The organism is Bradyrhizobium sp. C9 (assembly GCF_002532045.1).
Lineage (GTDB): Bacteria > Pseudomonadota > Alphaproteobacteria > Rhizobiales > Xanthobacteraceae > Bradyrhizobium.
The window spans coordinates 144,934-170,798 of sequence record NZ_NWTG01000012.1 but is presented as its reverse complement, the minus strand read 5'-3'; the positions used below and the strand labels follow the sequence as shown (position 1 = coordinate 170,798).

Below are 25,865 nucleotides of genomic sequence, written 5' to 3'. Positions count from 1 at the left end.
TCGGCGCCGTGATCATTGCATGAAGCTCAGGCAGCCGCCACCTCGTGGCCCGCCATGACTTCCAGCGCTCTCAGAATTGCGGAATGGTCCCAGGCTTTGCCGCCGAGCGCGGTACAGGCGTTGAACAGCTGCTGGGCTGCGGCCGTGCCGGGCAGCGACAACCCGAGCGCCCGCGCGCCTTCCAGCGCGAGGTTGAGATCCTTTTGATGCAGCTCGATGCGAAAGCCTGGATCGAAATTGCGCTTCAGCATGCGCTCGCCATGCACCTCGAGGATCCGGGACGAGGCAAAGCCGCCCATCAGCGCCTTGCGCACCAGCGCGGGATCGGCACCCGCCTTGGACGCGAACAGCAGCGCCTCGCTCACCGCCTCGATGGTCAGCGCCACGATGATCTGGTTCGCAACCTTGGTGGTCTGGCCGTCGCCATTGCCGCCGACATGCGTGACATTCTTCCCCATCGCGTCGAACAGGGGCTTCATCGCGTTGAACGCCCGCTCCCGCCCGCCGACCATGATGGTCAGGCTTGCCGCCTTTGCACCGACCTCACCGCCGGAAACCGGCGCGTCGAGGTAGTCGGCGCCGAGCGCATCGATCTTCCGTGCAAACTCCTTGGTCGCCAGCGGCGAGATCGAACTCATATCGACCACGATCATGCCTTTGGAGACCCCCTCCGCGACGCCGCCTTGACCGAACAGCACGGCTTCGACATGCGGCGTGTCCGGCACCATGATGATGACGGCGTCGGCTTCCTGCGCCACTTGCTTCGCGGACTCGCAAGCGACGCCGCCGGCCGCAATCAGCTCGGGCGGAATGGGCGCAACGTCGTGCAGGAACAGGCGATAGCCGGCAGCCAGGAGATGGCTCGCCATCGGACGTCCCATGGTGCCGAGCCCGATAAATCCGATGTCTTTCATGTTGTCGTCGCTCCTGTCAGCCTGATTAAGTCACAAAGGTCTGCGCGGCATGCCAGGCGAGGCTCTCGGGCGTGGTCGTCCGCGGCTTGTATTCGCATCCGATCCAGCCGCGATATCCGATGCTGTCGAGATGCTTGAACAAATAGGGATAGTTGATCTCGCCGGTCCCCGGCTCGTTTCGGCCGGGATTGTCGGCGAGTTGGACGTGCGCGATCCGGTCGAGATGCTTTTGCAGGGTTCGCGCCAGATCACCTTCCATGATCTGCATGTGATAGATGTCGTACTGGATGAACAGGTTGGATGAGCCCACGTCGGCAATCAGCTGCACCGCCTGTTCCGTCCCGCTCAGGAAGAAGCCGGGAATATCGAGCGTGTTGATCGGCTCGATCAGGAGCTTGATGCCATGCTGGCCGAGCGCAGCGGCGGCGAAGCGCAGATTGGACACCAGAGTCTCGCGCAGATCGGCGGTATCCGCTCCGGCGGGAGCGATGCCGACCAGGCAGTTCAACTGCCGGCAATCCAGCGCCTTCGCATAGTCGATCGCGCGCACCACACCGTCGCGAAATTCATCGACCCGGTTGCGCAGGACCGCAATGCCGCGCTCGCCGGCGGCCCAATTGCCGGCCGGAAGATTGTGCAGCACCTGGGTCAGCCCGCAGCGCGCCAGTTCCTCGCGCAACGCCCCCTTTTCGAAGTCGTAGGGAAAGAGATACTCGACGGCATTGAAGCCGGCGGCCTTGGCGGCTGCGAACCGGTCGAGGAACGGCAGCTCGTTGAAGAGCATGGTGAGATTGGCGGCAAATTGAGGCACGGGTCTATCTCCGCTTGGGGCAGCGCTGGATGATGTCGTCAGGCCGGCAACAACGTGCCGGATCGTTGTGCGCTCGGCACGTCATCGAGCGGAAGATCGAGCACCTCCTCGAATTCGACGATGTTGTCGATCTCCGTTCCCATCGCGATGTTGGTGACCCGCTCGAGGATGAATTCCACCACCACCGGCACACGGTGCTTGGCCATCAGCTCGCGCGCGGTCGCGAACGCGGCCTGCGCCTCGTTCGGGTCCGTCACACGGATCGCCTTGCAGCCCAGCCCTTCCGCGACGGTCACGTGGTCGACACCGTAGACGCCGATCTCGGGCGCGTTGATGTTCTCGAACGACAGCTGGACGTGATAGTCCATGTCGAAGCCACGCTGCGCCTGCCGGATCAGCCCGAGATATGAATTGTTCACGACGACGTGGATGTAGGGCAGATTGAACTGCGCCCCGACCGCGAGCTCCTCGATCAGGAACTGGAAGTCGTAGTCACCCGACAGCGCGACGATGTCACGATCGGGATCGGCGGCGCGCACGCCGAGCGCAGCCGGCAATGTCCAGCCGAGCGGACCGGCCTGCCCGGCGTTGATCCAATTGCGCGGCTGATAGACGTTGAGGAACTGGGCGCCCGCAATTTGCGACAATCCGATTACGGTCACGTAGCAAGTGTCGCGGCCGAACGCCTTGTTCATCTCCTCGTAGACGCGCTGCGGCTTGATCGGGATGTTATCGAAGTGGCTCTTGCGCAGCATCGAGCGCTTGCGGTCGCGGCAGGCTGCGGGCCAGGCCTGCCGATCGCGCAGCTTGCCAGACTTCCGCCACTCGCGGGCGACGGCCACGAACATCTCCAGCGCGGCCTTGGCGTCCGACACGATGCCGAGATCCGGATTGAACACCCGTCCGATCTGGGTCGGCTCGATGTCGACATGGACGAATTTGCGCCCCTTGGTGTAGGTCTCGATCGAACCGGTGTGCCGGTTGGCCCAGCGGTTTCCGATGCCGAGCACGAAATCGGATTCGAGCATCGTGGCGTTGGCGTAGCGATGGCTGGTCTGCAAGCCGACCATGCCGGCCATCAGCGCGTGATCGTCGGGAATGGCGCCCCATGCCATCAGCGTCGGGACGACCGGAACGTTGACCGCTTCGGCGAATGCGACCAGCAGCTCGGACGCATCGGCGTTGATCACCCCGCCGCCGGCCACGATCAGCGGCCGCTCGGCGGCGTCGAGCATTTCGAGCGCCTTCTCGATCTGCTTGCGCGTCGCCACAGGCTTATAGACCGGCAGCGGCGAATAGGTCTCGTCGTCGAACTCGATCTCGGCCAGTTGCACATCGAGAGGCAGATCGATCAGCACCGGTCCCGGCCGCCCCGAGCGCATGATGTGGAAAGCCTGGCTGAACACCCGCGGCACCAGCGCCGGCTCGCGCACGGTGACGGCCCATTTCGTCACTGGCTTTGCGATCGCCTCGATGTCGACGGCCTGGAAATCCTCCTTGTAGAGCCGCGCCCGCGGCGCCTGCCCGGTGATGCAGAGGATCGGAATCGAATCCGCGATCGCCGAATAGAGGCCGGTGATCATGTCGGTTCCGGCGGGACCCGATGTGCCGATGCAGACGCCGATATTGCCTGCTTTCGCCCTGGTATAGCCTTCCGCCATATGCGAGGCGCCTTCGACATGGCGCGCCAGAATGTGCCGGATCGAGCCGTTGCGCTTCAGCGCGGAGTAAAGCGGGTTGATCGCGGCGCCGGGAACGCCGAACGCACAGGTGATCCCCTCGCGTTCGAGAATGCGCACTGCTGCATCGATTGCTCGCATTTTCATCTGATGATCCCGCTTCGCTATGGGTTGGCTTGAGCGTGATCATCAGGCCCGGGGTCATCGATCTCAACGCAATCGATTGGATTTTCCGCCCAGTGGCAGCGCTTGCGATTTCCTGCATCCCTCCAAGAGATTAGCGCCTGCGAAACAATGGAAGCCGGCAACGGCGAGAACAGCAGCAGGCCTTGCGCCTGCTACGGCTGCGTGCGGCTGCTGCCGCGAAGCTCTGCCGAGAGCTCGGCTGCGATCTGATGCACGATGGCGCCAATCTCCGGCAAGCGCTCGTCCGTCAGCCGATCCGCCATCCCCGATACCGAAACGGCGGCGAACGGCTCGCTGCAATCGTTGAAGACGACCGCGGCCACACAGCGCAGGCCGAGCCGCGCCTCTTCATCGTCCACCGCGTAGCCCTGGCGTCGCACGGTCTCCAATTCCCTGAACAACTCGCCCGGCCGAATGATCGACTTCTCCGTCAGGCGCGGCATGCCGCGACGGCGGATGATCGCGTTGATGTCGGCGTCGGAATACGCGGCCAGCACCGCCTTCCCCACGCCCGAGGCGATCAACGCCACGCGTCCGCCGACCTTGGTCAGCGAACGCATGATCTCCCGGCTTTCGATGCGGGATACGACGATGATGGAATCATCGTCGACCACTGCAAGATTTGCGGTTTCCCTGGTCTGGTCGCGCAACTTGCGCAGATAAGGCAAAGCCCGCGCGGAAAAGTTGCGCCGGCGCATGAAGGTCGAGCCGACCACGAAGCTTTGCGCACCGATGTGCCACTTCGACTCCTCGCGATCGAACTGCACGAACCTGCGGTTCTCCAGCGTCGTCAGCAGCCGGTGAGCCGTCGACGGCGGCAAGCCGATGCGGATCGCAAGATCGGTCAGCCGATAGCCTTCGTCATCCTCAGCAAGCGCTTCCATGATTTGCAGCGCGCGATCGACCGATTGAACGCCGCCGTCTCGCGCGTCTTGATCCGACGGAGTGCGAAGATCGGGATCGGACGGCTTGCGCCGGATCGGCTCTCTTTTCATCACGACCTGCCCCTAACCGGTTGCGGTTCAGAACGAAATTGCTCGCCGACAACGAGCGTCACATTTGGCATATGGCATACCAAATGACCGAGGAGTCAAGGTAACAGAATTCGCGAATAGGTCAGTCTTTTTGCCATTTTTATCACAGAAAGCGGCGATTCTTTTGTTTGACTTCTGGGATAATGTATACCACGATTGTTTCTTAACGGCCCAATGATACAACCGGGAGGACCATACCATGTATGTCGGGGACATCCTTCGCGCCAACCGCGCGCACGTGGTGACGATCGGCTCGAGCGAAACCGTGAGCATTGCGGCGAACTTGATGTACGCGAGCAATGTCGGCGCGCTCGTGGTCAGGAACGGCTCGCGCAGCGTCGACGCCGCCGTGGTCGGAATGTTCACCGAGCGCGATGTCGTCGCTGTGATCGCCGAGCGCGGCACGGGTGGTCTTGCCGCGAAGGTCGCGCAATTCATTTCGCCGCGGCCGCTGGTGTCCTGCACGTCGCAGGACGCGCTCAGCGATGTCGAGCATCTGATGGTCCGTCATGACATCCGCCATGTCCCCGTCATCGACAACGGCCGGCTCGTCGGCGTCGTGAGCATGCGGGACATCGGCTTTGCCCTGGAAGAAGCCGCCTGCGCGGCCTGACTGACTTTCGCGAGGCCATCGCCACGCAATTCGGTTCGAGCCGTTGTGGCTCATGCTGTGTCCCCACTCTGCTCGAGAGGATTTCATGAAGGTCTGCATTTACGGCGCCGGTGCCATCGGCGGCTATCTCGGTGTCGAATTTATGCGCGCTGGCGCCGATGTCAGCCTGGTCGCGCGCGGTGCGCACCTCGCCGCGATGCGGCAGAACGGCCTGAAGCTCCTGATCGGCGACGAGGAGCGCGTGGTGCATCCTCGCTGCACCGACAATCCCGCCGAACTCGGCGAGCAGGATTTCGTCATCATCTGCCTCAAGGCGCATTCGATCACCGGCGTCATCGAACCGATGCGGCCCCTCTTGGGTGAGCGGACCCGTATCGTCACCGCCGTCAACGGCATCCCCTACTGGTATTTCTACAAGCACGGCGGACGGCACGAGGGATCGGCGCTCGAAAGCATCGATCCCGGCGGACGGCAGTGGAACGAGCTCGATCCCGCGCGTGCCATCGGCTGCGTGGTCTATCCCGCCACCGAGATCGAGGCGCCCGGCGTGATCCGTCACGTCTATGGCAACAGCTTTCCGCTCGGCGAACCCTCCGGTGAGATCACACCTGATGTCGAGCGGCTTGCCGCCCTGTTCGCGGCAGCGGGCATGAAGGCGCCGGTGCTCGACCGCATCCGCGACGAGATCTGGCTCAAGCTGTGGGGCAACGTCTGCTTCAACCCGATCAGCGCCCTCACCCACGCGACCCTCGACGTGATCTGCACCAATCCCGGCACGCGCGCGCTGTCGAGGGCAATCATGCTGGAGGCCCAGGCGATCGCGGAAAGCCTCGGCGTCAAGTTCCGGGTCGATGTCGAACGCCGCATCGAGGGCGCGCGCAAGGTCGGCGCGCACAAGACCTCGATGCTGCAGGATCTCGAGCGCGGACGTCCGGTCGAGATCGATCCGCTGATCACCGTGGTGCAGGAGATGGGCCGGATGACCGGGATTGCGACGCCCGCCCTCGATGCGGTGCTGGCGCTGGTCGCGCAGCGCAGCAGACTGGCCGGCCTCTATGACGGGGCGGCCGGCGTCGAAGCCCAATCGCTTGCGGTGGCGTGATCGCGATGGCCAATGTAACGCGCTGGGTCCGCTTCCGCCACCATGCCGAAATCGGCTTCGGGCAACTCACCTCGTCCGGCATCTCCGTGCACGCAGGCGAGATGTTCGGCGAGACACGACCGACCGGCCAGACGCTGGCGCTTGACGATGTCGAGCTGCTCGCACCGACCGAGCCGAGCAAGATCATCGCGCTCTGGAACAATTTTCACGCACTGGCGGCGAAGCTGAAATCACCTGAGCCGGCCGAACCGTTGTACCTGTTGAAAGCCCAGACCAGCGTGACCGCGCCTGGCGCCGTCATCACACGCCCCCCGGGTTACGACGGCAAAACGACCTACGAAGGCGAGCTCGGCATCGTCATCGGCAAGAGCTGCACGGCCGTCACCCCCGAACAGGCCGACGGCTTCATCTTCGGCTATACCTGCACCAACGACGTCACCGCCGCCGACATTCTCAATCGCGATCCGACCTTCCCGCAATGGGCGCGGGCCAAGGGTTTTGACGGATATGGCCCGTTCGGTCCCGTGATTGCCTCGGGCGTCGACCCCGCACGTCTCGTGGTGCGCACCATCCTCAATGGCGTGGAGCGCCAGAACTACCCGATCGCCGACATGATCTTCAGCGCGCAGGCGCTGGTCAGCAAGATCTCACACGACATGACGCTGTTGCCGGGCGACCTGATCTGCTGCGGGACATCGATCGGCGTCGGGGTGATGAAGGAGCCCGTCAATACGGTCACCGTCGCGATCAACGGGATCGGCGAGTTGACCAACGAATTTCGTCAGTAGGCCGCGGCAGGACATAGCCCGACGCAGCCGGACCAAACGATCAACATCTGTTTTGGGAGCACACATGACCTCCAGCACGAAACCGGCATCGTCGCCCGGCGGCTTCCGCTGGCTCCAGCTCGCGATCGGCATCGTCTGCATGGCGATGATCGCCAACCTGCAGTATGGCTGGACGCTGTTCGTCGATCCGATCGACGCGAAGTTTCACTGGGGCCGTCCGGCGATCCAGCTCGCGTTCACGATCTTCGTGATGACGGAGACATGGCTGGTGCCGGTGGAAGCCTGGTTCGTCGACAAATACGGCCCGCGCATTGTCATCATGTTCGGCGGGCTGATGATCGGATTGGCCTGGGTGCTGAACTCATACGCCTCCTCTCTGGTCATGCTCTATGCGGCGGCTATTGTCGCGGGCATCGGCGCCGGCGCCGTCTACGGCACCTGCGTCGGCAATGCGCTGAAATGGTTTCCGGACCGGCGCGGACTCGCCGCGGGCGCGACCGCCGCAGGGTTTGGCGCCGGCGCGGCCCTCACCGTCGTGCCGATTGCCAACATGATTGCCACCAGCGGCTACCAGAGCACCTTCCTGACGTTCGGAATCGGGCAAGGCCTCATCGTTCTCCTGCTGGCCTGGTTCGTCCGCCCGCCGCATGGCGTCGAGGCCCCGAGGAAAAAGCAGCTCAACCTGCCGCAGAGCGCAATCGACTACACGCCGCCGCAGGTCCTGCGCACGCCGATCTTCTGGGTCATGTACCTGGTCTTCGTCATGGTGGCTTCGGGCGGCTTGATGACCGCCGCGCAGATCGGACCGATCGCCCACGACTTCAAGATCGCGGATACGCCGGTCACCCTGGCGGGCTTCCAGATGGCGGCGCTGACCTTTGCCATCTCGCTCGATCGCGTGTTCGACGGCTTCGGCCGTCCGTTCTTCGGCTGGGTCTCCGACACGATCGGCCGTGAGCACACGATGTTCATCGCGTTCGCGACCGCGGCGCTGATGTTGCTGACGCTGTCCACCTACGGCCACATTCCGGTTGTCTTCGTGCTCGCCACGGCGGTCTATTTCGGCGTCTTCGGCGAAATCTACAGCCTGTTTCCGGCGACGTCGGGCGACACGTTCGGCGCCAAATACGCAACCACCAACAACGGCATGCTTTACACGGCGAAGGGCACGGCGGCGCTGCTCGTGCCGCTCGCGAGCATCATCTCCTCGCAACTCGGCTGGCAGGCCGTGTTCATCGTCGCGGTTGCGCTCAATGCTACAGCAGCCCTCACCGCCTTGCTGGTGATCAAGCCGATGCGGCGCGCGTTCATTCTCGGCAGTGAGACGACGGCAAAGGCCACAATCACCCCTGCACCTGGCCGGAGCGCGGCGATTGAACACTGATTGGACGGACCTGCGGGCGCGGACGGCGCTCCGGAGAATCTTCGAGGCTGCAATCGCCAGCTGCGATCCAAGGCTAACCATCGCGCGCGCCTTGCCGGCAAAGCCGAAGGGCAGATGCATCGTGGTCGGCGCCGGCAAGGCTTCCGCCGCGATGGCGGCAGGCCTCGACGCGGCCTGGCCCGATGTCGACCTTTCAGGTGTCGTGGTCACGCGCCACGGTCATTCAGTTTCCGCGGGCCGCATCGAGGTGCTCGAGGCGTCTCACCCCGTGCCTGACGACACGAGCAAGACGGCCGCCCTTCGCGTGCTCCGAGCCGTTCAGGGACTTTCCGCCGACGATCTCGTCATTGCGCTGATGTCCGGCGGAGGCTCGGCCCTGATGACCCTTCCGGCATCGCCGATGACCCTCACCGACAAGCAGGCGGTCAACCGGGCGCTGCTTGCAAGCGGCGCGACGATTGCCGAGATGAACGTCGTCCGCAAACATCTGTCGGCGATCAAGGGCGGACGGCTGGCGCTGGCCGCCCGCCCCGCCCACGTCACAACGCTCGTGATCTCGGATATTCCCGGCGACGATCCAACCGCGATCGGCTCCGGTCCCTCGCTGCCGGACAGCAGCACAAGAGCCGATGCGCAGGAGATCGTGAGGCGGTTTGCGATCGACCTGCCTGCCGCGGCGCGGCTTGTGCTCGAGCAAACCGACGAGACCCCGAAACCCGGCGAGATCGACGCCGATGTCCGCATCCTTGCCGCGCCGATCCACGCGCTTGACGCTGCGGCAAAAGTCGCGCGAGATGAGGGCCTGATCCCGATCATCCTTGGCGACGCGATCGAAGGCGAGGCGCGCGAGCTCGGAACCGTGATGGCGGGCATCGCCCGGTCGGTCGCAAGCCATGCGCAGCCCGGCCCTGCCCCCGCCGTGCTGCTCTCCGGCGGCGAGACGACGGTGACGATCGGACGCGGACCGGCGGGCCGCGGCGGCCGCAACACCGAATTCCTGCTGGGGCTTGTCATCGCTTTGTCCGGTACGTCCGATATCTGGGCGATTGCCGGAGACAGCGATGGTATTGATGGAACGGAAGATGCGGCTGGAGCTTTGATCAGTCCGGATACGCTGCGGCGCGCCGCCGCGAGCAGCCTCGACGCGCGGGCCTATCTGGCCGCTCATGACAGCTACACGTTCTTCGACCGCCTTGGAGACCTCGTGCGCACCGGTCCGACGCTTACCAATGTCAACGACATCCGCGCCGTGCTGATAGCAGCCGGCACGCCAGCAATGAGGTAACCCATGCGTCGTCATCGACGGGCCAAGATCGTCGCAACCGTCGGCCCCGCCAGCAGTTCCCCCGAGATGCTCAAGGCGCTGCTGCTGGCCGGCGTCGATACGTTCCGTCTCAACTTCAGCCACGGAACCCAGAGCGACCACGCAAGCATCCATGCCGCGATCCGAAGGCTCGAGCAGGAGGTCAGCCGGCCGATCGGCATTCTGATGGACCTTCAGGGTCCGAAGATCCGCGTCGGCACCTTGCGCGACGGCAAGATTGCGGTGGCCGCCGGCGAGACCATCCGGTTCGTGCTGTCCGGATCGGATGGCGAGCGAGGCTCAATTCCGCTGCCGCATCGGGAAATCTTTGCCGCCGTGGCTCCCGGCCACGACCTTCTGATCGACGACGGCAGGGTCCGGGTACGCGTCGCCGGGCTCGGTGACGATTTCATCGAGGCCAAGGTGATCGTCGGCGGCACGATCTCGAATCACAAGGGCGTCAATCTGCCGGGGACGGTGCTCGATCTTTCGCCGCTCACCGCCAAGGACCGCCTCGATCTGGAGTTCGGCTTGAAGCTCGGCGTCGATTGGGTCGCCTTGTCGTTCGTGCAGAAGCCTTCCGACATCATCGAGGCGCGAGGCCTCGTCGGCGACCGCGCCGGGCTGATGGCCAAGATCGAAAAGCCGGCAGCACTCGAGCGGATCGACGACATCATCCAGCTCTGCGACGCCATCATGGTGGCGCGAGGTGATCTCGGCGTCGAAATTCCGGATGAGGACGTGCCGGGGCGTCAGAAGGAGCTGGTGCGGGCGTGCCGTCTCGCGGTGAAGCCCGTGATCGTCGCTACCCAGATGCTGGACTCGATGGTCGCAGCACCCACGCCGACCCGCGCGGAAGTCTCCGACGTTGCGACCGCGATCTATGACGGCGCAGACGCGGTGATGCTGTCGGCGGAATCCGCGACGGGCAGATATCCGCGCGAGGCCGTCGAGATGATGGATCGCATCATCCGCAGCACCGAGCAGCACAAGATGTACCGCTCGATCGTCGAGGCGACCCAGCCCGGCGAAGAGCAGACGCCGCCGCATGCGGTTGCGACGGCCGCCGCCGACCTCGCCTCCGTGATTCATGCCGCAGCCATCGTGGCCTACACGTCGAGCGGCACCACGGCCGCACGCGTCGCGCGCAAGCGGCCGAGCCTGCCGATCCTCGCCATCACCCCGAGCCGCGAAGTGTCGCGCCGCCTGTGCCTGCTCTGGGGCGCGCACAGCGTCCTTTCCGACGACGTTCAGAGCTATGAGGAGATGGTCGAGCGCGCGACGGCTCTCGCGCATGAAGAGCAATTCGCATCGAGCCGCGACCTGCTGGTCGTTGTCGCCGGCATTCCCTTTGGCCAGGCCGGAAGCACCAACAACCTGCGCGTCGTTTCGCTCCCCTGACTTACGGCATGGCGCCAAACCAGATGACGAGTGCAAACATCACCAACAAGGCGACGGTGATGATCGCTTCGCTCGTAGGTATCCGCTTCATTGGCCGCCTCCGCGCGCGGGAGCGGGATGCTGCGACGGGGCGATGGTTCAGGTCAGCACAACACCGCCCGCTTAAAATGCATGCGGACGGCGCCGGCTCTAGCCCCAGGAAGGAAATGCAAAATCCCGGTAGCCATTACGTATACACGCTTGGACAGGAGATCAGGTGACGATCGGCATACTCCAAAGGGCGTAGGATCGCCGACCGCAAGGGACGCCGTTGACACCCATCCTTGGCACCCCTAGCGCCACGTCCCGTCCGGCCCAAGGGGCAAAGTTGGATGGTCGCGGTTGCTGTCGTCAGGCTTGACCTTGAACCCCTGTCGAAACGCGAACCAGATAAAGCCGCCCAGTGCGACCACACAGATCGGCGCGAGAATCCAGTCGGGCATGTCGTGATCCTCCAGTCTACCGACTATTGGTCGCCGCTATCTTGGGCAGAGTTCAATACGGTTGCCGCACGCCATTGCTGCGCCCGCCTCAAGCGCTCAACGCATTCCTGCCGGCACGCGGAAGCGCTGCACCAACCAAGCGTGGATTGGTCCGAAGGAGCAGCTGCGCCCGTGCTCGATTGGAGCCGAGGCCGCGCCGCAAGTGATTGAAAAGGCTGGAGCGGGTGAAGGGAATCGAACCCTCGTATTCAGCTTGGAAGGCTGCTGCTCTACCATTGAGCTACACCCGCATCGAGCGATCACCTAACACGGCCGGGCGGCCGTCTCAACTGCCTCGGCGGGCGTCCTTTTGCGCCGGTCAACGAGACTATTTCCGCGCGATCCGGCCGGTTCCTGGCTGGAATGGGCCGGATGGCGGCCTTAACAGCGGCAGATTCGCCACCTATATTGCTGGTCCCATCAACAAAGAAAGGAGGTGATCTAGTGTCTTGTCTCAAGCGCTGTCACCTCGCTGGGATCGCCCGCTAGGCGCTGAGCAATCAGCCTGGCATCGGGGCGCTCTCAGCCCTGGACCAGCGAGACAACAAATCCGGGGGCGCGGCGGAAGCGATTCCGCCGCGCCTTTTTTGGCTTTTCGGCCGCTGCCGCCATGCCGCCGGCGATACCTTGTCGCAGCACAAAAACCGGTCGGTCCGCTACACATGAAATGTCGGCGCAGCCGGCTCTGGGCCGTCCTTGGGCCTGCCGCATCAGAAATGAGGAGCTGACCAGATGCTTTATGCCATCCTGGCCTATCACGTCGAAGCCGAGGTCAAGTCATGGAGCGCCGACGAGGACGCAGCCGTCATGGCGGGTCTGCGCGAGGTCCATCAACGGTTGAAGGGGCGGCTCGGCCCGGCTGCACGGCTCGGCGAGACCCGCAACGCCAGCACCCTGCGCGGGCCCGGCCACGGCATGGTGATCGACGGCCCGTTCTCGGAGACCAAGGAGCAGCTGCTCGGCTTCTACGTGATCGATTGCGCCGATGAGGCCGAAGCGATCGCCGCGGCGCGCGACCTGCGCAGTGTCAACCCGTCGGCGGTCTACGAGATCCGCGCGCTCAAGCGCTACACCCCCGGCGCAGCATTTCCGGAAACTGCGGGCCCAAGCGACGCGTAGAGATTGCGCCCTGGGGAGCTGCTCAACGGCTGGAGCGTTTCGGCAACTTCGGCAATTTGCTCGGGTCGAATTTCGGCATCGGCAGATCCGGCGGCGGCTCGGGCGCCACATCGTGGCTCGGCATCAGCGTCACCTCGAAATCGAGATCGGGCACGGCGTCCGCCCTGCCCTTGCAGGTCGCGATCGCGCCGCTGAAGACACCCTCGAGCCGCACCACGAGATCGTCGGTGCCGAACACGGTCGCATGACCTTCGGAATGTCGTCTTGCGGTGAGAACCGCGGAGAAGCGTTCGCCGTCGACCTCATAGGTGCCGCTGTAGAGCATGATGGCATCGCTGCCCCACAGCCTGCCATCGGCCACGTGCACGATGCCGGTGCCGTCAGCGAGCGACGTTCGAAACCACGCCGCATAGGTGCCGTTCTTGAGCATGGAGCCCGTCTCCACTCGCTCCGTTTCTCCGCAAACGATCTGGGCACCGTTGCGTTAACAGGCAGTGAAGGAACTTGGGGTGAAGGAACCTGGCCCCGTGCTCACTGGCCGTCGATCTGCCGTCCCATGATGGCGATCGCCTTCTGATAGACCCCTGCTGCGTTCCATGCCTCGATCGCGGCGAAATTGGGTTCCCCCGGCTGATAGCCGGCGCCGGCACGCCAGCCATTGGCGCGCAGGAAGTTCGCCGTCGAACTAAGCGCGTTGGCGGCGACGTCGAGATTGCCGGTGCCATAGGCGAGGACGTTCTTCGGCATGAACTGGGTCTGGCCGATTTCGCCATGCATCGAGCCGCGGGTGCTGCCGGACAGGCTGCCGCGGTCGATCAGCTTCAGCGCGGCATAGAGTTGATCGGTGAAGAACTCCGGACGGCGGCAGTCATAGGCAAGCGTCGCGATAGACGACAGCATGTTCTGGTTGCCGCGCTGGCTGCCGAAGCCGCTCTCCATGCCCCAGATCGCGATCAGCGGTCCCGGCGGCACGCCGTAGCGCTGCTGGATCGAGGCGAACAGGGCCGCCTGCGACTGCTTCAGCGAACGGCCGCGCGCCACGATGGTCGCAGATCCGCGCTTGGCCATGAACTGCTCGAGCGACAGGCCAAAGCTGCGCTGGCCGCGATCCGCGGCGATCGTCGCACTGGCGTAATGTGCTTGCATCAACGCATCGATCGCGGTGGCGCCGACGCCCTTGGCCCTCGCCTCACCGGCAAACTGCTCCTTCCAGGCTTCGAATCCGCCAGGCCCGTTGCCGCACTGCGCCGCGTTCGCTTCTGCGCCCAGCGTTGCAACCATCGCGACGATGGCAAGCGCCGACGTCGCAATCTGCCAGCCCCTGATCATCCGAAACCTCCTCCGAAAAATGTGCCGCTGCCCTCGCGGGCGCGGCGCTGACGATGGCCTGATGTAGATGACCCGGCGATGAACGACCCGCCGCAGATTCGGCCACGGATCGTCACGATATGTCGCCGGCAGCGGATTGGCCATCCCGGCCACATCAGACAGGCCGGGACATTTGGCCCCCGCATTCGTCCCGGCGGATCGACGGAATTCAGCGGCGCCGCCCGCGAGCCCCGCAACACCGCGCTTGACATTGACGCTAATGAGAAGGTGCTAGGCCGACCCTCGACAGGAGATCGCGATGCGGATTCAGGAGGCGGCACACCATCTTGGCGTGAGTGCACGGACGCTTCGGCACTATGAGGCGGCCGGCCTGATCGTGCCGCGCCGGAATTCGAACGGCTATCGAAGCTATGCCGCGCTGGAGATCGAGCGGGCTGCGTGGGTGAGAGACCTCATCGCCGCGGGCTTCTCGACCCGCGAGCTTCGCAACCTCCTGACCGCGCTCGAAGACGGCCGGCGCGGCGCGCGCGTGGACTGCTCCCTCGTGATGCAGGAGAAGCTCGACCAGATCGATCGGGCGATCGCGGCGCTGCGCAAGCGGCGGCGCGCCCTGTCGCGTCGTCTGGCCGGACCGGATGGCGGTCGCAGCAACATCAGAACATCAGGACCTGGCGATGAAGATACTCAATATCCTGGCGAGACGTTACCTGCCGCCCGAGGGCCTGGACGAGGCCGTGGCCTTCCACGAAGCCCTGATCGGCCAGCCGGCGCGCCTTCGCTTCGACTATCCGAATATGATCTCAGGCTGGCGCAGGTCGCCTCGATCCTGTTCATTGCTGGGACGGAGCAGAGCCTGAAGCCGTTCACGGCGACGCATCTGACGTTTCTGGTCGACGACATCGACGCATTCGCCGCGCATCTTCCCGGCGTCGGCGCCACGATCCTCGAGGCCCCGAAGCCAGTCCCGACCGGCCGCAACATGCTGGTGCTGCATCCGGACCAGACCCGCGTCGAATATGTCGAGCATCGCGACAAGCATCCCGCCGATGTGCTGCCTTGAGCGTGTCAACCGCAGGGCGGCGATGACGGCAGCACCGGCTCGCCAAATGCCGCAGGCGATGTTGCGCGCTACGGCACCTCTCCTCGCCGCAGCGGGCCAACGGTCTGCGGGCGGTTGAGGAAGAACTCGCGGTTGCCGAGCGCGGCCTCCGCATACTGGTCGATCGCCACGATGATCGCCTGCACGTGGTGAAAGCACCAGCCTTCCCGCGTCGCCATGTGCCGGACCTCGGCCAGCGCCTTGATCCAGGGCGCATGATCATCGCTGTCGTGGAAATACCGAAGCGGCTCTCTCATCTTTCCTCCGGCAGATCACGTCCTCCAGCTCGGCGCGCTTGCGCGACAGCAGAAGCTGCGCCGATGCACTATCGCGTCCGGCCTGCCTGAGCCGGTTCACGGATGCGTCGAGTGCGCGCAACTCGGCGCGCAGCCGCTGCATCCTGGGTGCGTCATCACCCACGCGCTTCGCCGGCGACCAGCTCCCGCTTCACCGCACGAAGAAAGATCGGCGGCGCGGCGCGGCGGCGCGGAGCAACGCTCGCATGCACGATGATCGGCTCGCGGTCGCCCAGCGTGCCCCGCTCTTCGACGAGACGGCTCATCACCAGGCGCATCTTCAGCAGGTCGCCGGCAACGAAGGCGCAGTCCTCATCCCGGTTGATCTGCTGTCGCATGATTGCCTCGGCCTCGAGCATGCTGACGCGCAGCGCCCTGATTTGCCTACGAATTTCGTTGATGCGGTTGTCCATGGCGGCCTCCTATTCACGGTGGAGGGCAATTAGAACAAAACAAGAACACACAGTCAAGCGGCGGAGCCTGTCTGTCGTGGATTTTTGTCATCGCAGGTCACGCCAGTTCCTGCACGGGAACCACGACGATCATCATTTTCACGAACTCAACGTGAGGATGTTCGATGAAGCGAGACCAGAGAGCCACGGACGAACGCCGGCCGGGATCACGGCGAACGCGCGCAGGGCGTCCGCAGTGAAGCCGCGACAGACCGCCACAGCCGGCCGCCTCTTCATTTGCGACCTCTCTTACGCGGATGCGCATCGTCGTGATTTCCTCGGTGCACAGACCGTTCGCAGTAGACAAACAGCCGACACATGACTGTGGAACAATTCGCCCTTGGAACTTGTCTACTCAAATAGACAAATTAGAATGGAGTCGAATCTGTTTCGATCATTGCGCAGTACATGACGAAGTCTTCCAAACTGGTTGCCGCGAAACGCGGCAAGGTCCTTCTGGTCCGACGTCGATCGGACGGGCTATGGATGTTCCCCGGCGGACGCAGGCGTGCGCGCGAGACCGGCAAGGATTGCCTGAAGCGTGAGATCAAGGAAGAGCTGCCGAAGCTCAAGCTCGGCAGGCTGAGCCTGTGGAAGGAAGTGACGGCCAAGAACAAGCGTTCCGGCCGCAGGATGAGCGATGCGATCTTCATCGCCAAGAACGCCAAGGGAAGGCTGGCGATCGGCGACAAGAAGGAGATCGACCGCGCCGCCTGGCAGAAGCCCCGCGGACTCCGCCTGACGCCGACCTCGCGCTACATCCGCGATCGGCTGTTTCCGAGGAAGCAGCGGCGCCGGAGATAGGCGGCGGAATATCTGCTGCGCGGAAAATCACGGATTTCACCTTTGGCATTTGGCGGCTGCGCGGGCATGCCTTGCTGATTTGTTGAGCTTCGCACGCCATCGACGCGTGCTAGGAATGATGTGATCCGTCCGGACCGGACACGACATCAGCCGGAATTGCGTCAGAATGGGCTTCCCCTCCAACCGCCAGAGGCGGCTATTCAGAATCGTTTCCGCGCGCTGGCAGCGCCGCGCCATCTTCCTGCTGGGCGGCATTGCGGTCGGTGCGGCGGCCGTCGCGCTCGCACAGCTCGCGGATCTGGCGCAGCTCGCCTTCTCCGCACTGGTGTCGCATCTCCGCTACGCCTCGCTGGTGCTGACGCCGACAGGCTTCGCGCTGTCGGTCTTCCTGACCAACCGCTTTTTCCAGAACGCGCAAGGAAGCGGCATCCCGCAGGCCATCGCAGCACGTCATCTGACCGACCAGACCGCGCGCGAAAGCCTGGTTTCGCTTCGCATTGCCGCCGGCAAGATTCTACTGACGTTGTTTGGCCTGCTGTGCGGCGCATCGGTCGGGCGCGAGGGACCGACGGTGCAGATCGGCGCGTCGATCATGTTTGCGCTCGGCCGCTTCTCGCCGCGGCGCCAACCCGGCTTGATCCTTGCCGGTGCGGCGGCGGGCGTCGCGGCGGCCTTCAACACGCCGCTGGCCGGGATCGTGTTCGGCATTGAGGAAATGAGCCGTGCCTTCGAGACGCGAACCAGCAGCCTGATCATCGGCGCGGTGATCGCCGCCGGCCTGACCTCGCTCGCTTTGATGGGCAACTACACTTATTTCGGCACCAGCGCGACGGCCCTGCGCAACGGCGCCGACTGGCTCGCGGTGCCGCTCTGCGGCGTGGCCGGAGGTCTCGCGGGCGGCCTGTTCAGCCGCATCCTGATCGCAATGGCGCGCGGATTTGCCAATCCGCTCGGACGCACCATCAAGCGCTATCCGGTCGGCTTCGCCGCGATCTGCGGACTAGCCGCCGCGATTTGCGGGATCGCGTCCGACGGCGCGATCTACGGCACGGGATATCAGCAGGTCAAATCCGCGCTCGAAGCCGGGGCACAATTGCCTGCCAGCTTCAGCGTCTGGAAATTCCTCGCCACCACCTTTGCCTCGATCAGCGGCATGCCGGGCGGCATCTTCGCGCCCTCGCTCGCGGTCGGCGCCGGGCTCGGCTCCAACATCGCGCCGCTGTTTCACGGCGCACCGCTGCCGGCCATCATGCTGCTCGGCATGGTCTCCTATTTCGCCGGCGTGGTTCAGGCCCCGATTACGGCCTTCGTGATCGTCACCGAGATGACCGACAATCACGCCATGGTCGTGCCGCTGATGGCCGCCGCCCTGATCGCGCACGCGAGTTCGCGCCTGATCTGCAAGGAAGGCGTCTATCACGCCCTCGCCAAGGGATTCATCGATCGGGCCGCTCCGGCGCAGACGACGCCGCCGGCCTGAAGATGCTTCAGCCGTTATAGGCAAACAACTCGATCGGCTCGCTGAAGCCGCGCACCGGATGCTCGCCGACATGCTCGAGCGCGAAATCGTGCTCGACCAGATCCGCGAACGCACGGGACAGCAGCACCGTCTTCTTCAGCTGCTTGGTGAGGGCTTCGAGGCGCGAGGCCATGTTCACGGCAGGACCGATCACGGTGAAGTCGAGCCGGGTGCGCGATCCGATATTGCCGTACATGACGTCGCCGACATGGACGCCGATGCCGTAATTCATCGGCGCCCGGCCCATCATGCCGTTCCGTTCGCTGAGCGCCGCCATCGCCAGCCGCGCCTCGGACACCGCGTGCAGCAGGTTGGCGCAGGCCTGGGGCTCGCTGAGCGGAAAAATCGCGAGCAGGCCGTCGCCGATGAATTTCAGGATTTCCCCGCCATGCCGCGTGATCGGCTCCGACATCGCGTCGAAATAGTCGTTGAGGAGGTCGATGACGTCATCGCGCGGCCAGCTATCCGAGATCCGGGTGAAATCCCTGAGGTCGCAGATCATGATCGCGGCGCGCACCGTCGTGCCGCTGCCCCGCCGCGTCGCACCGGCCAGGATCATCTCGCCGGCGTGCGAGCCGACATAGGTCTCGAGCAGCGTCCGCGCCAGGCGGTTCTTCATGCGGATCTCGCTGACCAGCGCCAGCACCGGCAGCACCTTGCGCAGCTCGGCGATATGCGCATCATCGAAACCGCCGGCGCGGTCGGTCGCGAAGGTCACGACATGCCGCTTGCCCAGCGTATGCAGCAGTGGCCACGCCACATAGTCGGTCAGGCCCTGCGCGCGCATGTCGTCATAGAGCGCGTGCTTGCGGCCCTGCGACGGGTCGCGTTCGAGCTTCTCGTGCACCTCCTCGGCGCCCTGATGGATTTCATAGACCGGACTGCCGATATATTCGGATCGCTGCTGGACATCGTAGTCGACCCGGGTGATCTCGGCCTCGCGCTTGCCGTCGGCCCAGATGATCCGGGCGCCGAGCCATTGCGGATGCTGGATCAGGAGATTCATCGTCGCCCGCTTCAGCGGAATGCCCGCGCCCTGCAGCCGGTTGCACAACTCGGCGAAGATGTTGTCGATGAAGCGCTGGTCGCGCGTCTGGTTGGTCAGCCAGCTCACGACGTCGCCGTCGGACTGCGGCGGGACGGGATCGATGTTGGGCGCGTTCATGGCTGGCTCCGGAGCGGCGGGTGGGGTCGGCAACCGCTATGTCGTGCTTCCGCCCGGCCACGTCAACGCCGCCAGCGGTATCGTGATCGAGCTAGTCGGCCTGTCCGGGCCCCTCGAAGGGTACCGCCGCGCGGTATGGTGACGCGAGAGCGCAAAGGGGACGGGTTGCCAAAATATCGAAAACAACCCCATGCAAAGTAGCCGGCGCTGGCCGGCGCTCGACCAGGCTCCTTGACACGTCGGGCAACTCAGGGATAGATTTCTAAAATTCCGAAATCATTCAGACGCACACTCGCCCTCCCCCGCACGCGGGGCGAGGTCAAGCAGAGCCTACCCGCCGAGCCGGTCGACCTCGGCATTGCCGGCCTTCATCACAAGCGGGATGTGCTCGCCCTGCCCAAGCAGGCAGGTGACATCGCGCAGCGGATTGCCCTCTACTACCAGCAGGTCGGCGAAAGCCTCCGGCGCGATGCGGCCGAGTTTGCCTTCCATGCCGAGCACCTCGGCGCCGACCATGGTCGCGCTATGGATCACGGCCTGCGCACCGAGCAGCTCGGCGCGGATCCGGAACTCGTCGCTCTGCAAGCGCTGCGACGGTCCGAGCAGATCGCTGCCGTACCCCATCTTGACGCCGGCCTCGCGGTAGATCGCGAGCGAGCGCAAGCCGGCGTCGCGCACGTCGGCGACCTTGGCGACGCTCGCCGCAGGCAGGCCGTATTTGGCGCCTTCGGTGGCCAACGCCTCATAGGTGACGAGCGTCGGCACCACGTAAGCGCCCTGCTCTGCCATCAGCCGCGCGGTCGGCAGATCGACCAGATTGCCGTGCTCGATGGTGCGCACGCCGCAGCGCACCGCGCGTTCGATCGCCTCCGCGGTGTAGGCGTGGGCCAGCACATAGGTGTGCCGCGCCTTCGCCTCCGCGACGATGGCGCGGATCTCGTCCTCGGAATAGCCGTAGGCGCCGATCGGATCGGTCGGCGATGCGACGCCGCCGGACGCCATGATCTTGATCTGGTCGGCGCCCATCTGCAGCTCCTCGCGCACCGCCTTGCGCACCGCATCGACGCCGTCGACGACGCGCGCGATCGCGCCGACCCGCACGCAGCAGGAGCAGGTCGGGTCGGCCAGATAGTCCGAGCGGCCGCGTCCGTCGCCATGGCCGCCGGTCTGGCTCAGCGCGCGGCCGGAGACGAACAGCCTCGGACCATCGGTCAGGCCGGTGTCGATGGCCTGCTTGAGCGCATAGCCGGCGCCGCCGGCATCGCGGACGGTGGTGAAGCCGCGCTTCAGCATGCCCCGCAGCAGCATGGTCGAGCGCAGCGTCACCAGCACGTTCGCCATCCGCGCCTGCTGCGACAGGTCGAGCTCGACGGCGACCGCGTGCACATGCAGGTCGATCAGGCCGGGCATCAGGGTCTTGCCCTTGAGGTCGATGACGCGATCGACTGAGGCCTCGATCGGCCGGTCGGAGACCTCCTTGACCAGGCGGTCCTCGACCAGCACGTGGTGGCCTTCGAGCAGGTCGGAGCGCAACGGATCGAGCAGCGCGGCATTCTTGAAGAGGGTTCTGGACATAAGGGTCTCCTGTCGAGATACAGCGGCCGCGATCACGCAGCTTCGCTTGCGATGTCTTCGAGTGACCGGCCGCGCGTCGGCACGCCCATCAAGAGGACGGTGACGGCGCCGATCAACAGTACGGACGTGGTGACGCCGAACACGCCGGCGAAGCCGAAGTTCGGATAGAGGTAGCCGACCAGGATCGGCGCAATGATCGCGCCGATGCGGCCGATCGCGGACGCGAGCCCTGCCCCCGTGGTCCTGATTGCGGTCGGAAACACCTCGGCCGTGTAGGCATAAACTCCGGCATAGGTGCCGTTCATGAAGAACGACAGCAGCAGGCCGGCCGTCATGATCTGCCCGTCGCTCGCGGCAAAGGCGAGCCCGAGCGCGCTGGCGCCGCCGAGGATCATGTAGGTCGCAATCGTGGACTGCCGGCCGATCCGCTCGTTGAAGAAAGCGGCGGTGAAATAGCCGGGCACCTGCGCGCAATACATCGCCAGCGAATAACCGAAGCTCTTGGTGATGCTCATGCCGTTCTGCACCAAGAGGCCGGGAATCCAGACGAAGAAGGAATAATAGCTGAACGTGATCGACAGCCACATGATCCAGGTCATCGTGGTGATCCGCGCCTGGCGGCCGGCCAGGAGCGCCGCAAAATTGCTCAGCAGCGTTCCCGACGATACGGCCGGCACAACGGGCTCGGCGACCGGTGGCGGCAGCACGCGGCCCTCGCGCGCGAAGCTTGCCTCGACCTTGTCGAGCACCGCCTCGGCTTCCTTCACCCTGCCGCGGCTCTCCAGCCAGCGCGGCGATTCCGGCAGCGACCTCCGCCACCACAGCAGCATCACGACCGGTATGGCGGTGATCACGAGCACGATGCGCCAGCCGTTCTCGTAGGCCGGCACGATGAAATAGCCGAGCAAGGCGGCAGCGACGAAGCCGAACGAGAAGAAGCCGGCGAGCGCGCCGGTGAAGGCGCCGCGGTAACGCCGCGCCACGAACTCCGCGAAATATGGCGCGATGATCGCGCTTTCCGCACCGGTGCCCATGCCGGCGACGACGCGCGCTGCGAAGAATGCCGGCCAGCTGTCCACCGTCGCGCTGACCAGCGAGGCCACGCTGTAGAGCGCGAGCGCCGACATCATCACCGCGCGGCGGCCGATCAGGTCGCCCAGCGTTCCCGCGAGCAGCGCGCCGAACAGATAGCCGACGAAGGTGCTGCTGCCGAGCACGCCGGTCTCGACATTGGTCAGCCCCCAGGCGGTACGCAGCACCGGCAGGATGAACGCCAGCACGGCGGCATCCATCGCGTCGAACAGATAGCCCAGGCCGCCCATCAGCAGCAGGTGCACATGGAAACGCGCGAACGGCAGGCGCTCGATGCGCGCCGAGATCATCGACATGAAATAGCCCCCCTCCGCCCCACGGTCGGCACGCGCCGCGGGGTCAGCCTGGGAATGATAGACAAAGCTCAATTATCGCAATAATTTATAATTATGATCTAGTATATCACCAGCATGAATGTCGCCGATGCCGTTTCGCACGCTCGACCTCAATCTCCTGAAAGTCTTCGAGGCGTTGATGACGGAGGGCAGCGTCACGCGCGCCGCAAACGCGCTCAAGATGACGCAGCCCGCGGTCAGCAATGCGCTGGCACGACTACGTGACGCGCTGAGCGATCCCCTGTTCGTCAGATCAGGCACGGGAATCCGCCCGACCCAGCGGGCCGTGGCGCTGTGGGATCCGATCGGCGGCGCGCTGGAGAGTATCCGCGGCGCGCTCGACGAGGAGGTCTTCGATTCACGCCGTGCGCAGACCGAGTTCAGCCTGTCGATGTCGGACTACGTGTCTGCCCTGGTGATGCCGCGGCTATTGAACCGCTTCGCCGAGATGGCGCCGACGGCGCGCATCCGCACCGTGCCGAACACCATCATCGGGATCGCCGACCAGCTCGAGGACAATCGGGTCGATTGCGTGCTGAGCGTTTATGTCAATGAAGCGCTGCATCAGGGACTGATCCGCTCGCGCTCGCTGTGGACGGTGGACTATGCCTGCTTCATGCGGCGTGATCACCCACTTGCGGGCAAGAAGCGGTTGAATGTGCGCAGTTTCCTCGGCGCCAGGCATGTCGATGTGAGCCTGGCCGGCCGAACCTTGCCAACCTACGACCAGTTTCTCGGCTCGCGCGGGCTGTCGCGCAACCTCGTCGCCATCGTCAATCACTACAACGCCGCCTACGAAATCGTGCGCCAATCCGACCTGATCGCGGTGCTGCCGCGCGACCTCAGCGCACAATCCCGCCAGGCGCCTTATCTGCACGCCATGCCAGTGCCGCTGCCGGCGCCGCCGCGCATCGTCAGCCTGTTCTGGCACCAGCGCAACGACACCGTCCCCGCGCAGCGCTGGCTGCGCGAGACGCTGGTGGAGATGTTCGCGCGGATGGAATAAGGGGCAGATGCGACCCGCTTTCGTCATGTGCTCCTCCTCGTGGCCCTTGGCACTCGTAATGTAGGTCAGATCGAAGTCACGCTGAACTCGACGGCGAGAGATCGCCGGGACCCAGGTGAATCTCTCGCAAGCTTAGACGCTGCCCTTTCGCCAGCAGCGTAACCGTTAACGGAATCAAGGTCGTACTGGGCGAACACGACATCTGGCCACGATCGATCCATAGCGATGAGGTGACCACTTGGGAATTTGGGAAGTCATCCCCAAACTTCCGGTTGAATACTCGAATTTCTGCCTATCTCGCGAGGTGAATATCTCGATACTCTACATTGCTATGAAAATTCTAAGGCTGAGATTGCAGAATTATAAGAGCTTCCGAGATTCCGGATGGCTTGAATTCGCTCCCGGATTCACAGTTGTGATTGGGCAGAACAATTCCGGCAAAAGCGCTCTGCTGGAGGCATTCCGTTTGCACCGAAATCCACATCACAAGCATAAGATGGTTGGTGTGGATGCTGGTGTACCTTTAGACGAAACGTCCTCAGCAGAGTTCGACCTCTCAATCAGTGGCGAGGAATTGCGCAATGCCATTCTGGCTAACGGCGGGGTTGTCCACGTCCCAGCGTTGCCAGTTAACTCCGAACAAGATGCAACTAAATTTGCACTGTCGGTACTGCAGAAGGAGCAGATTACGTTGCAGCTTAAGGTCCCGTTTAGTTCTGGTTGGCTTGGTCGGGATTATCCATCTCACGCCTTATTCGATAAAGGGCAATTTGAAAGATCACTGGGAGTTATCGGAAATCGAGCCCGTCGGTCTGTCGAGCCCGTCGGCCTATCAAGCGGCCAGATGGACAGTTTGCCCCAGATTGCCCAGCGTGAGTGCGACAGCACCATCTACGTTTTTAGAGCTGAGCGCTTAGCTATCGGAACGACTCCTGCACAAGAAGCAACGATCTTGTCGCCTGACGGCCAAAACCTAGCGGCCGTATTGCATACCTGGCAAGGCAGCCACAGGGGGCAGTTCGAAGAATTCAACCGGCACGTTGCCGAGATATTCCCTTCAATAAGGTATGTATCGGTTGGTCTCGTGCATAATCAGTCGGAAGTAAAGGTTTCGCAGTTCGATGCCTCGATACAACGAGGAGACTTAGCGGACCCCTTACAGAACTGCGGAACCGGTGTCGGGCAGGTACTTTGCATACTTTATGTGGCTATGACAGTTCGCCGTGGCGTAATCGTCATCGATGAGCCGAGTAGCTTCCTGCATCCCGGTGCCGCGAAAAAGCTGATGCAAGTGCTTCAACAATATAACCACCAGTACATCATCGGCACCCATTCCGCCGAACTTCTCGCGACGGTTAAGCCACAGATTATCTACTCGGTCGAATGGAAGCACGGTGAAAGCTCCGTCCGAAGGGTGGAAGCAGATCAGGTCAATGACCTGAAGATGCTATTGACCGACTTGGGAGTAAGCTTTTCAGACGTATTTGGGTACGATCGCGCAGTCTGGGTAGAAGGTCCTACAGAAGAGATCTGTTTTCCCCTCATTCTCGAGAAGATTTTGAAGGAGGTGGAACTCGGCTTGGTATTCGTAGCCATGAAGAACACGGGAGACTTTGAAAGAAAGAATAAAAGGCAAGCAGCACTCATATGGAGCATCTATAAGAAGGTTAGCTCAGGCGCAGCACTTCTCCCCGCCACGGTGTCATTTAGCTTCGACCGGGAAAGTCGCACCCAACAAGAGATCGATGATCTCGTACGAGAATCGAAAGGCGCCGCTCACTTTTTACCTCGATTGTGCTATGAAAATTACCTGCTCGAACCGGAGGCCATCGCCGCACTTCTAAGATGGATTGCACGCGACAAGTCGGCCCCTGTAGCCCCGTCACGCATTGAGGAAGCGATGCGACGCGCCGGTGCAACTCCCGGGTGGAGTGGAGATTTGGCCGACGTTAATTGGCTTTCCAACGTCCACGCACCCAACCTATTGAAAGCGGTGATTGATGAACTAGGTGAACCCGGCAACGCCTATGACAAGGTTCGCCACTCAAAGTTCCTCACCGAGTGGTTGATCGAACATAAGCCGCAGCTTCTTCGGGAACTAGCAGCATATATTCATAGTGTGGTGGAGACCACGCGAAGACCAGCAACCTAGCTGCGGCGCGATCTCAGCGCGCAGTCCCGCCACGCGCCGCATCTGCATGCAGTGGCGGTGCCGCTACCGGCGCCGCCGCGCATCGTCAGCCTGTTCTGGCACCAGCGCAACGATACCGTCCCCGCGCAGCGCTGGCTGCGCGAAACGCTGGTGGAGTTATTTGCGCGGATGGAGTGAGGCGAGCGC

25 protein-coding genes, 1 tRNA gene and 1 pseudogene are annotated in these 25,865 nt (G+C 63.7%); 14 read left to right on the top strand and 13 right to left on the bottom strand.

The genetic code is table 11. The annotated features are described in order from the left end of the window. Positions 1–26 precede the first annotated feature (26 nt). The 4 genes from CO675_RS23695 to CO675_RS23680 all read right to left on the bottom strand — a co-directional run bounded on the left by CO675_RS23695 (position 27) and on the right by CO675_RS23680 (position 4,585). Positions 27–914, bottom strand: coding sequence for a 2-hydroxy-3-oxopropionate reductase (locus CO675_RS23695; RefSeq protein WP_097674244.1), 888 nt, complete (start codon positions 912–914; stop codon positions 27–29). 25 nt (positions 915–939) lie between these two features. Continuing rightward, on the bottom strand, positions 940–1,725 hold the full coding sequence (gene hyi, locus CO675_RS23690) for a hydroxypyruvate isomerase (RefSeq protein ID WP_097674243.1): 786 nt from the start codon (positions 1,723–1,725) through the stop codon (positions 940–942). Between the two features lie 38 nt (positions 1,726–1,763). After that, positions 1,764–3,551, bottom strand: coding sequence for a glyoxylate carboligase (gene gcl, locus CO675_RS23685; protein ID WP_097674242.1), 1,788 nt, complete (start codon positions 3,549–3,551; stop codon positions 1,764–1,766). A 191-nt stretch (positions 3,552–3,742) separates the two neighbouring features. Beyond that, the gene (locus tag CO675_RS23680) at positions 3,743–4,585 is read right to left on the bottom strand and encodes an IclR family transcriptional regulator (protein WP_097674241.1); all 843 of its coding nucleotides are present in this window, start codon (positions 4,583–4,585) and stop codon (positions 3,743–3,745) included. Between the two features lie 238 nt (positions 4,586–4,823). Between CO675_RS23680 and CO675_RS23675 the strand changes: the two genes are divergently transcribed. The 6 genes from CO675_RS23675 to pyk all read left to right on the top strand — a co-directional run bounded on the left by CO675_RS23675 (position 4,824) and on the right by pyk (position 11,215). Then, the gene (locus tag CO675_RS23675; RefSeq protein ID WP_097674240.1) at positions 4,824–5,237 is read left to right on the top strand and encodes a CBS domain-containing protein; all 414 of its coding nucleotides are present in this window, start codon (positions 4,824–4,826) and stop codon (positions 5,235–5,237) included. 85 nt (positions 5,238–5,322) lie between these two features. Next, positions 5,323–6,339 (top strand): 2-dehydropantoate 2-reductase, encoded by a 1,017-nt coding sequence (locus CO675_RS23670; RefSeq protein ID WP_097674239.1) that lies wholly within the window; start codon positions 5,323–5,325, stop codon positions 6,337–6,339. Between the two features lie 5 nt (positions 6,340–6,344). Next, positions 6,345–7,127, top strand: a complete 783-nt coding sequence (locus CO675_RS23665; protein WP_097674306.1) for a fumarylacetoacetate hydrolase family protein — start codon at positions 6,345–6,347, stop codon at positions 7,125–7,127. Positions 7,128–7,191: 64 nt separating this feature from the next. Beyond that, positions 7,192–8,511: an oxalate/formate MFS antiporter gene (oxlT, locus tag CO675_RS23660; RefSeq protein WP_097674238.1), complete on the top strand. Its 1,320-nt coding sequence runs from the start codon at positions 7,192–7,194 to the stop codon at positions 8,509–8,511. Further along, positions 8,501–9,796 carry a glycerate kinase type-2 family protein gene (locus tag CO675_RS23655; RefSeq protein WP_097674237.1) on the top strand — a complete coding sequence of 432 codons (1,296 nt, stop codon included), beginning with the start codon at positions 8,501–8,503 and terminating at the stop codon, positions 9,794–9,796. Before oxlT ends, CO675_RS23655 begins: the two co-directional genes overlap by 11 nt. Positions 9,797–9,799: 3 nt before the next feature. After that, complete coding sequence (gene pyk / locus CO675_RS23650) at positions 9,800–11,215, top strand: pyruvate kinase (RefSeq protein WP_097674236.1); 1,416 nt, start codon at positions 9,800–9,802, stop codon at positions 11,213–11,215. A 332-nt stretch (positions 11,216–11,547) separates the two neighbouring features. Here the strand turns inward: pyk and CO675_RS41090 are convergent, their stop codons facing one another. Together CO675_RS41090 and CO675_RS23645 are read right to left on the bottom strand one after the other, a co-directional pair. Beyond that, positions 11,548–11,697, bottom strand: coding sequence for a hypothetical protein (locus CO675_RS41090; RefSeq protein WP_198964717.1), 150 nt, complete (start codon positions 11,695–11,697; stop codon positions 11,548–11,550). Between the two features lie 216 nt (positions 11,698–11,913). Next, positions 11,914–11,987: transfer RNA gene (locus CO675_RS23645), tRNA-Gly, on the bottom strand. Positions 11,988–12,468: 481 nt separating this feature from the next. Between CO675_RS23645 and CO675_RS23640 the strand changes: the two genes are divergently transcribed. Continuing rightward, positions 12,469–12,855, top strand: coding sequence for a YciI family protein (locus tag CO675_RS23640; RefSeq protein ID WP_097674235.1), 387 nt, complete (start codon positions 12,469–12,471; stop codon positions 12,853–12,855). A 22-nt stretch (positions 12,856–12,877) separates the two neighbouring features. On the opposite strand, the gene CO675_RS23635 is transcribed toward CO675_RS23640, so the two are convergent. Together CO675_RS23635 and CO675_RS23630 are read right to left on the bottom strand one after the other, a co-directional pair. Next, positions 12,878–13,285 carry a hypothetical protein gene (locus tag CO675_RS23635; RefSeq protein ID WP_198964716.1) on the bottom strand — a complete coding sequence of 136 codons (408 nt, stop codon included), beginning with the start codon at positions 13,283–13,285 and terminating at the stop codon, positions 12,878–12,880. Positions 13,286–13,386: 101 nt separating this feature from the next. Next, the gene (locus tag CO675_RS23630) at positions 13,387–14,184 is read right to left on the bottom strand and encodes a lytic murein transglycosylase (RefSeq protein WP_097674233.1); all 798 of its coding nucleotides are present in this window, start codon (positions 14,182–14,184) and stop codon (positions 13,387–13,389) included. A gap of 298 nt (positions 14,185–14,482) precedes the next feature. Here CO675_RS23630 and CO675_RS41085 point away from each other — a divergent pair, with 298 nt between their 5' ends. After that, positions 14,483–15,244 (top strand): MerR family transcriptional regulator, encoded by a 762-nt coding sequence (locus tag CO675_RS41085; protein ID WP_198964715.1) that lies wholly within the window; start codon positions 14,483–14,485, stop codon positions 15,242–15,244. 68 nt (positions 15,245–15,312) lie between these two features. Here CO675_RS41085 and CO675_RS23615 read toward each other — a convergent pair whose 3' ends face one another. Together CO675_RS23615 and CO675_RS23610 are read right to left on the bottom strand one after the other, a co-directional pair. Next, entirely contained in the window at positions 15,313–15,540 is a 228-nt protein-coding gene (locus CO675_RS23615; protein ID WP_021081740.1) for a hypothetical protein, read from the bottom strand. 155 nt (positions 15,541–15,695) lie between these two features. After that, positions 15,696–15,992 carry a hypothetical protein gene (locus CO675_RS23610; RefSeq protein ID WP_097674232.1) on the bottom strand — a complete coding sequence of 99 codons (297 nt, stop codon included), beginning with the start codon at positions 15,990–15,992 and terminating at the stop codon, positions 15,696–15,698. Positions 15,993–16,439: 447 nt separating this feature from the next. Here CO675_RS23610 and CO675_RS23605 point away from each other — a divergent pair, with 447 nt between their 5' ends. Together CO675_RS23605 and CO675_RS23600 are read left to right on the top strand one after the other, a co-directional pair. Then, positions 16,440–16,835: an NUDIX hydrolase gene (locus CO675_RS23605; protein WP_092115072.1), complete on the top strand. Its 396-nt coding sequence runs from the start codon at positions 16,440–16,442 to the stop codon at positions 16,833–16,835. Between the two features lie 166 nt (positions 16,836–17,001). After that, positions 17,002–18,315 (top strand): chloride channel protein, encoded by a 1,314-nt coding sequence (locus CO675_RS23600; protein WP_097674231.1) that lies wholly within the window; start codon positions 17,002–17,004, stop codon positions 18,313–18,315. Between the two features lie 7 nt (positions 18,316–18,322). Here the strand turns inward: CO675_RS23600 and CO675_RS23595 are convergent, their stop codons facing one another. After that, positions 18,323–19,519 carry an adenylate/guanylate cyclase domain-containing protein gene (locus CO675_RS23595; RefSeq protein WP_097674230.1) on the bottom strand — a complete coding sequence of 399 codons (1,197 nt, stop codon included), beginning with the start codon at positions 19,517–19,519 and terminating at the stop codon, positions 18,323–18,325. Here CO675_RS23595 and CO675_RS40650 point away from each other — a divergent pair. Beyond that, positions 19,518–19,661 carry a hypothetical protein gene (locus CO675_RS40650; RefSeq protein WP_158231296.1) on the top strand — a complete coding sequence of 48 codons (144 nt, stop codon included), beginning with the start codon at positions 19,518–19,520 and terminating at the stop codon, positions 19,659–19,661. The genes CO675_RS23595 and CO675_RS40650 overlap by 2 nt on opposite strands. A 188-nt stretch (positions 19,662–19,849) precedes the next feature. On the opposite strand, the gene CO675_RS23590 is transcribed toward CO675_RS40650, so the two are convergent. Both CO675_RS23590 and CO675_RS23585 read right to left on the bottom strand, forming a co-directional pair. Then, positions 19,850–21,094 (bottom strand): metal-dependent hydrolase family protein, encoded by a 1,245-nt coding sequence (locus tag CO675_RS23590; protein ID WP_097674229.1) that lies wholly within the window; start codon positions 21,092–21,094, stop codon positions 19,850–19,852. 32 nt (positions 21,095–21,126) lie between these two features. Beyond that, entirely contained in the window at positions 21,127–22,482 is a 1,356-nt protein-coding gene (locus tag CO675_RS23585; protein ID WP_097674305.1) for an MFS transporter, read from the bottom strand. A 127-nt stretch (positions 22,483–22,609) separates the two neighbouring features. On the opposite strand from CO675_RS23585, the gene CO675_RS23580 reads away from it, so the two are divergent. From CO675_RS23580 to CO675_RS41795, 3 genes and pseudogenes are all read left to right on the top strand, one after another. Further along, on the top strand, positions 22,610–23,527 hold the full coding sequence (locus tag CO675_RS23580) for a LysR family transcriptional regulator (RefSeq protein WP_097674304.1): 918 nt from the start codon (positions 22,610–22,612) through the stop codon (positions 23,525–23,527). A gap of 238 nt (positions 23,528–23,765) precedes the next feature. Next, positions 23,766–25,679 carry an AAA family ATPase gene (locus CO675_RS23575; RefSeq protein WP_143279085.1) on the top strand — a complete coding sequence of 638 codons (1,914 nt, stop codon included), beginning with the start codon at positions 23,766–23,768 and terminating at the stop codon, positions 25,677–25,679. Then, positions 25,680–25,856, top strand: a pseudogene (locus tag CO675_RS41795) (LysR family transcriptional regulator); the annotation flags it as partial. Positions 25,857–25,865 lie beyond the last annotated feature (9 nt).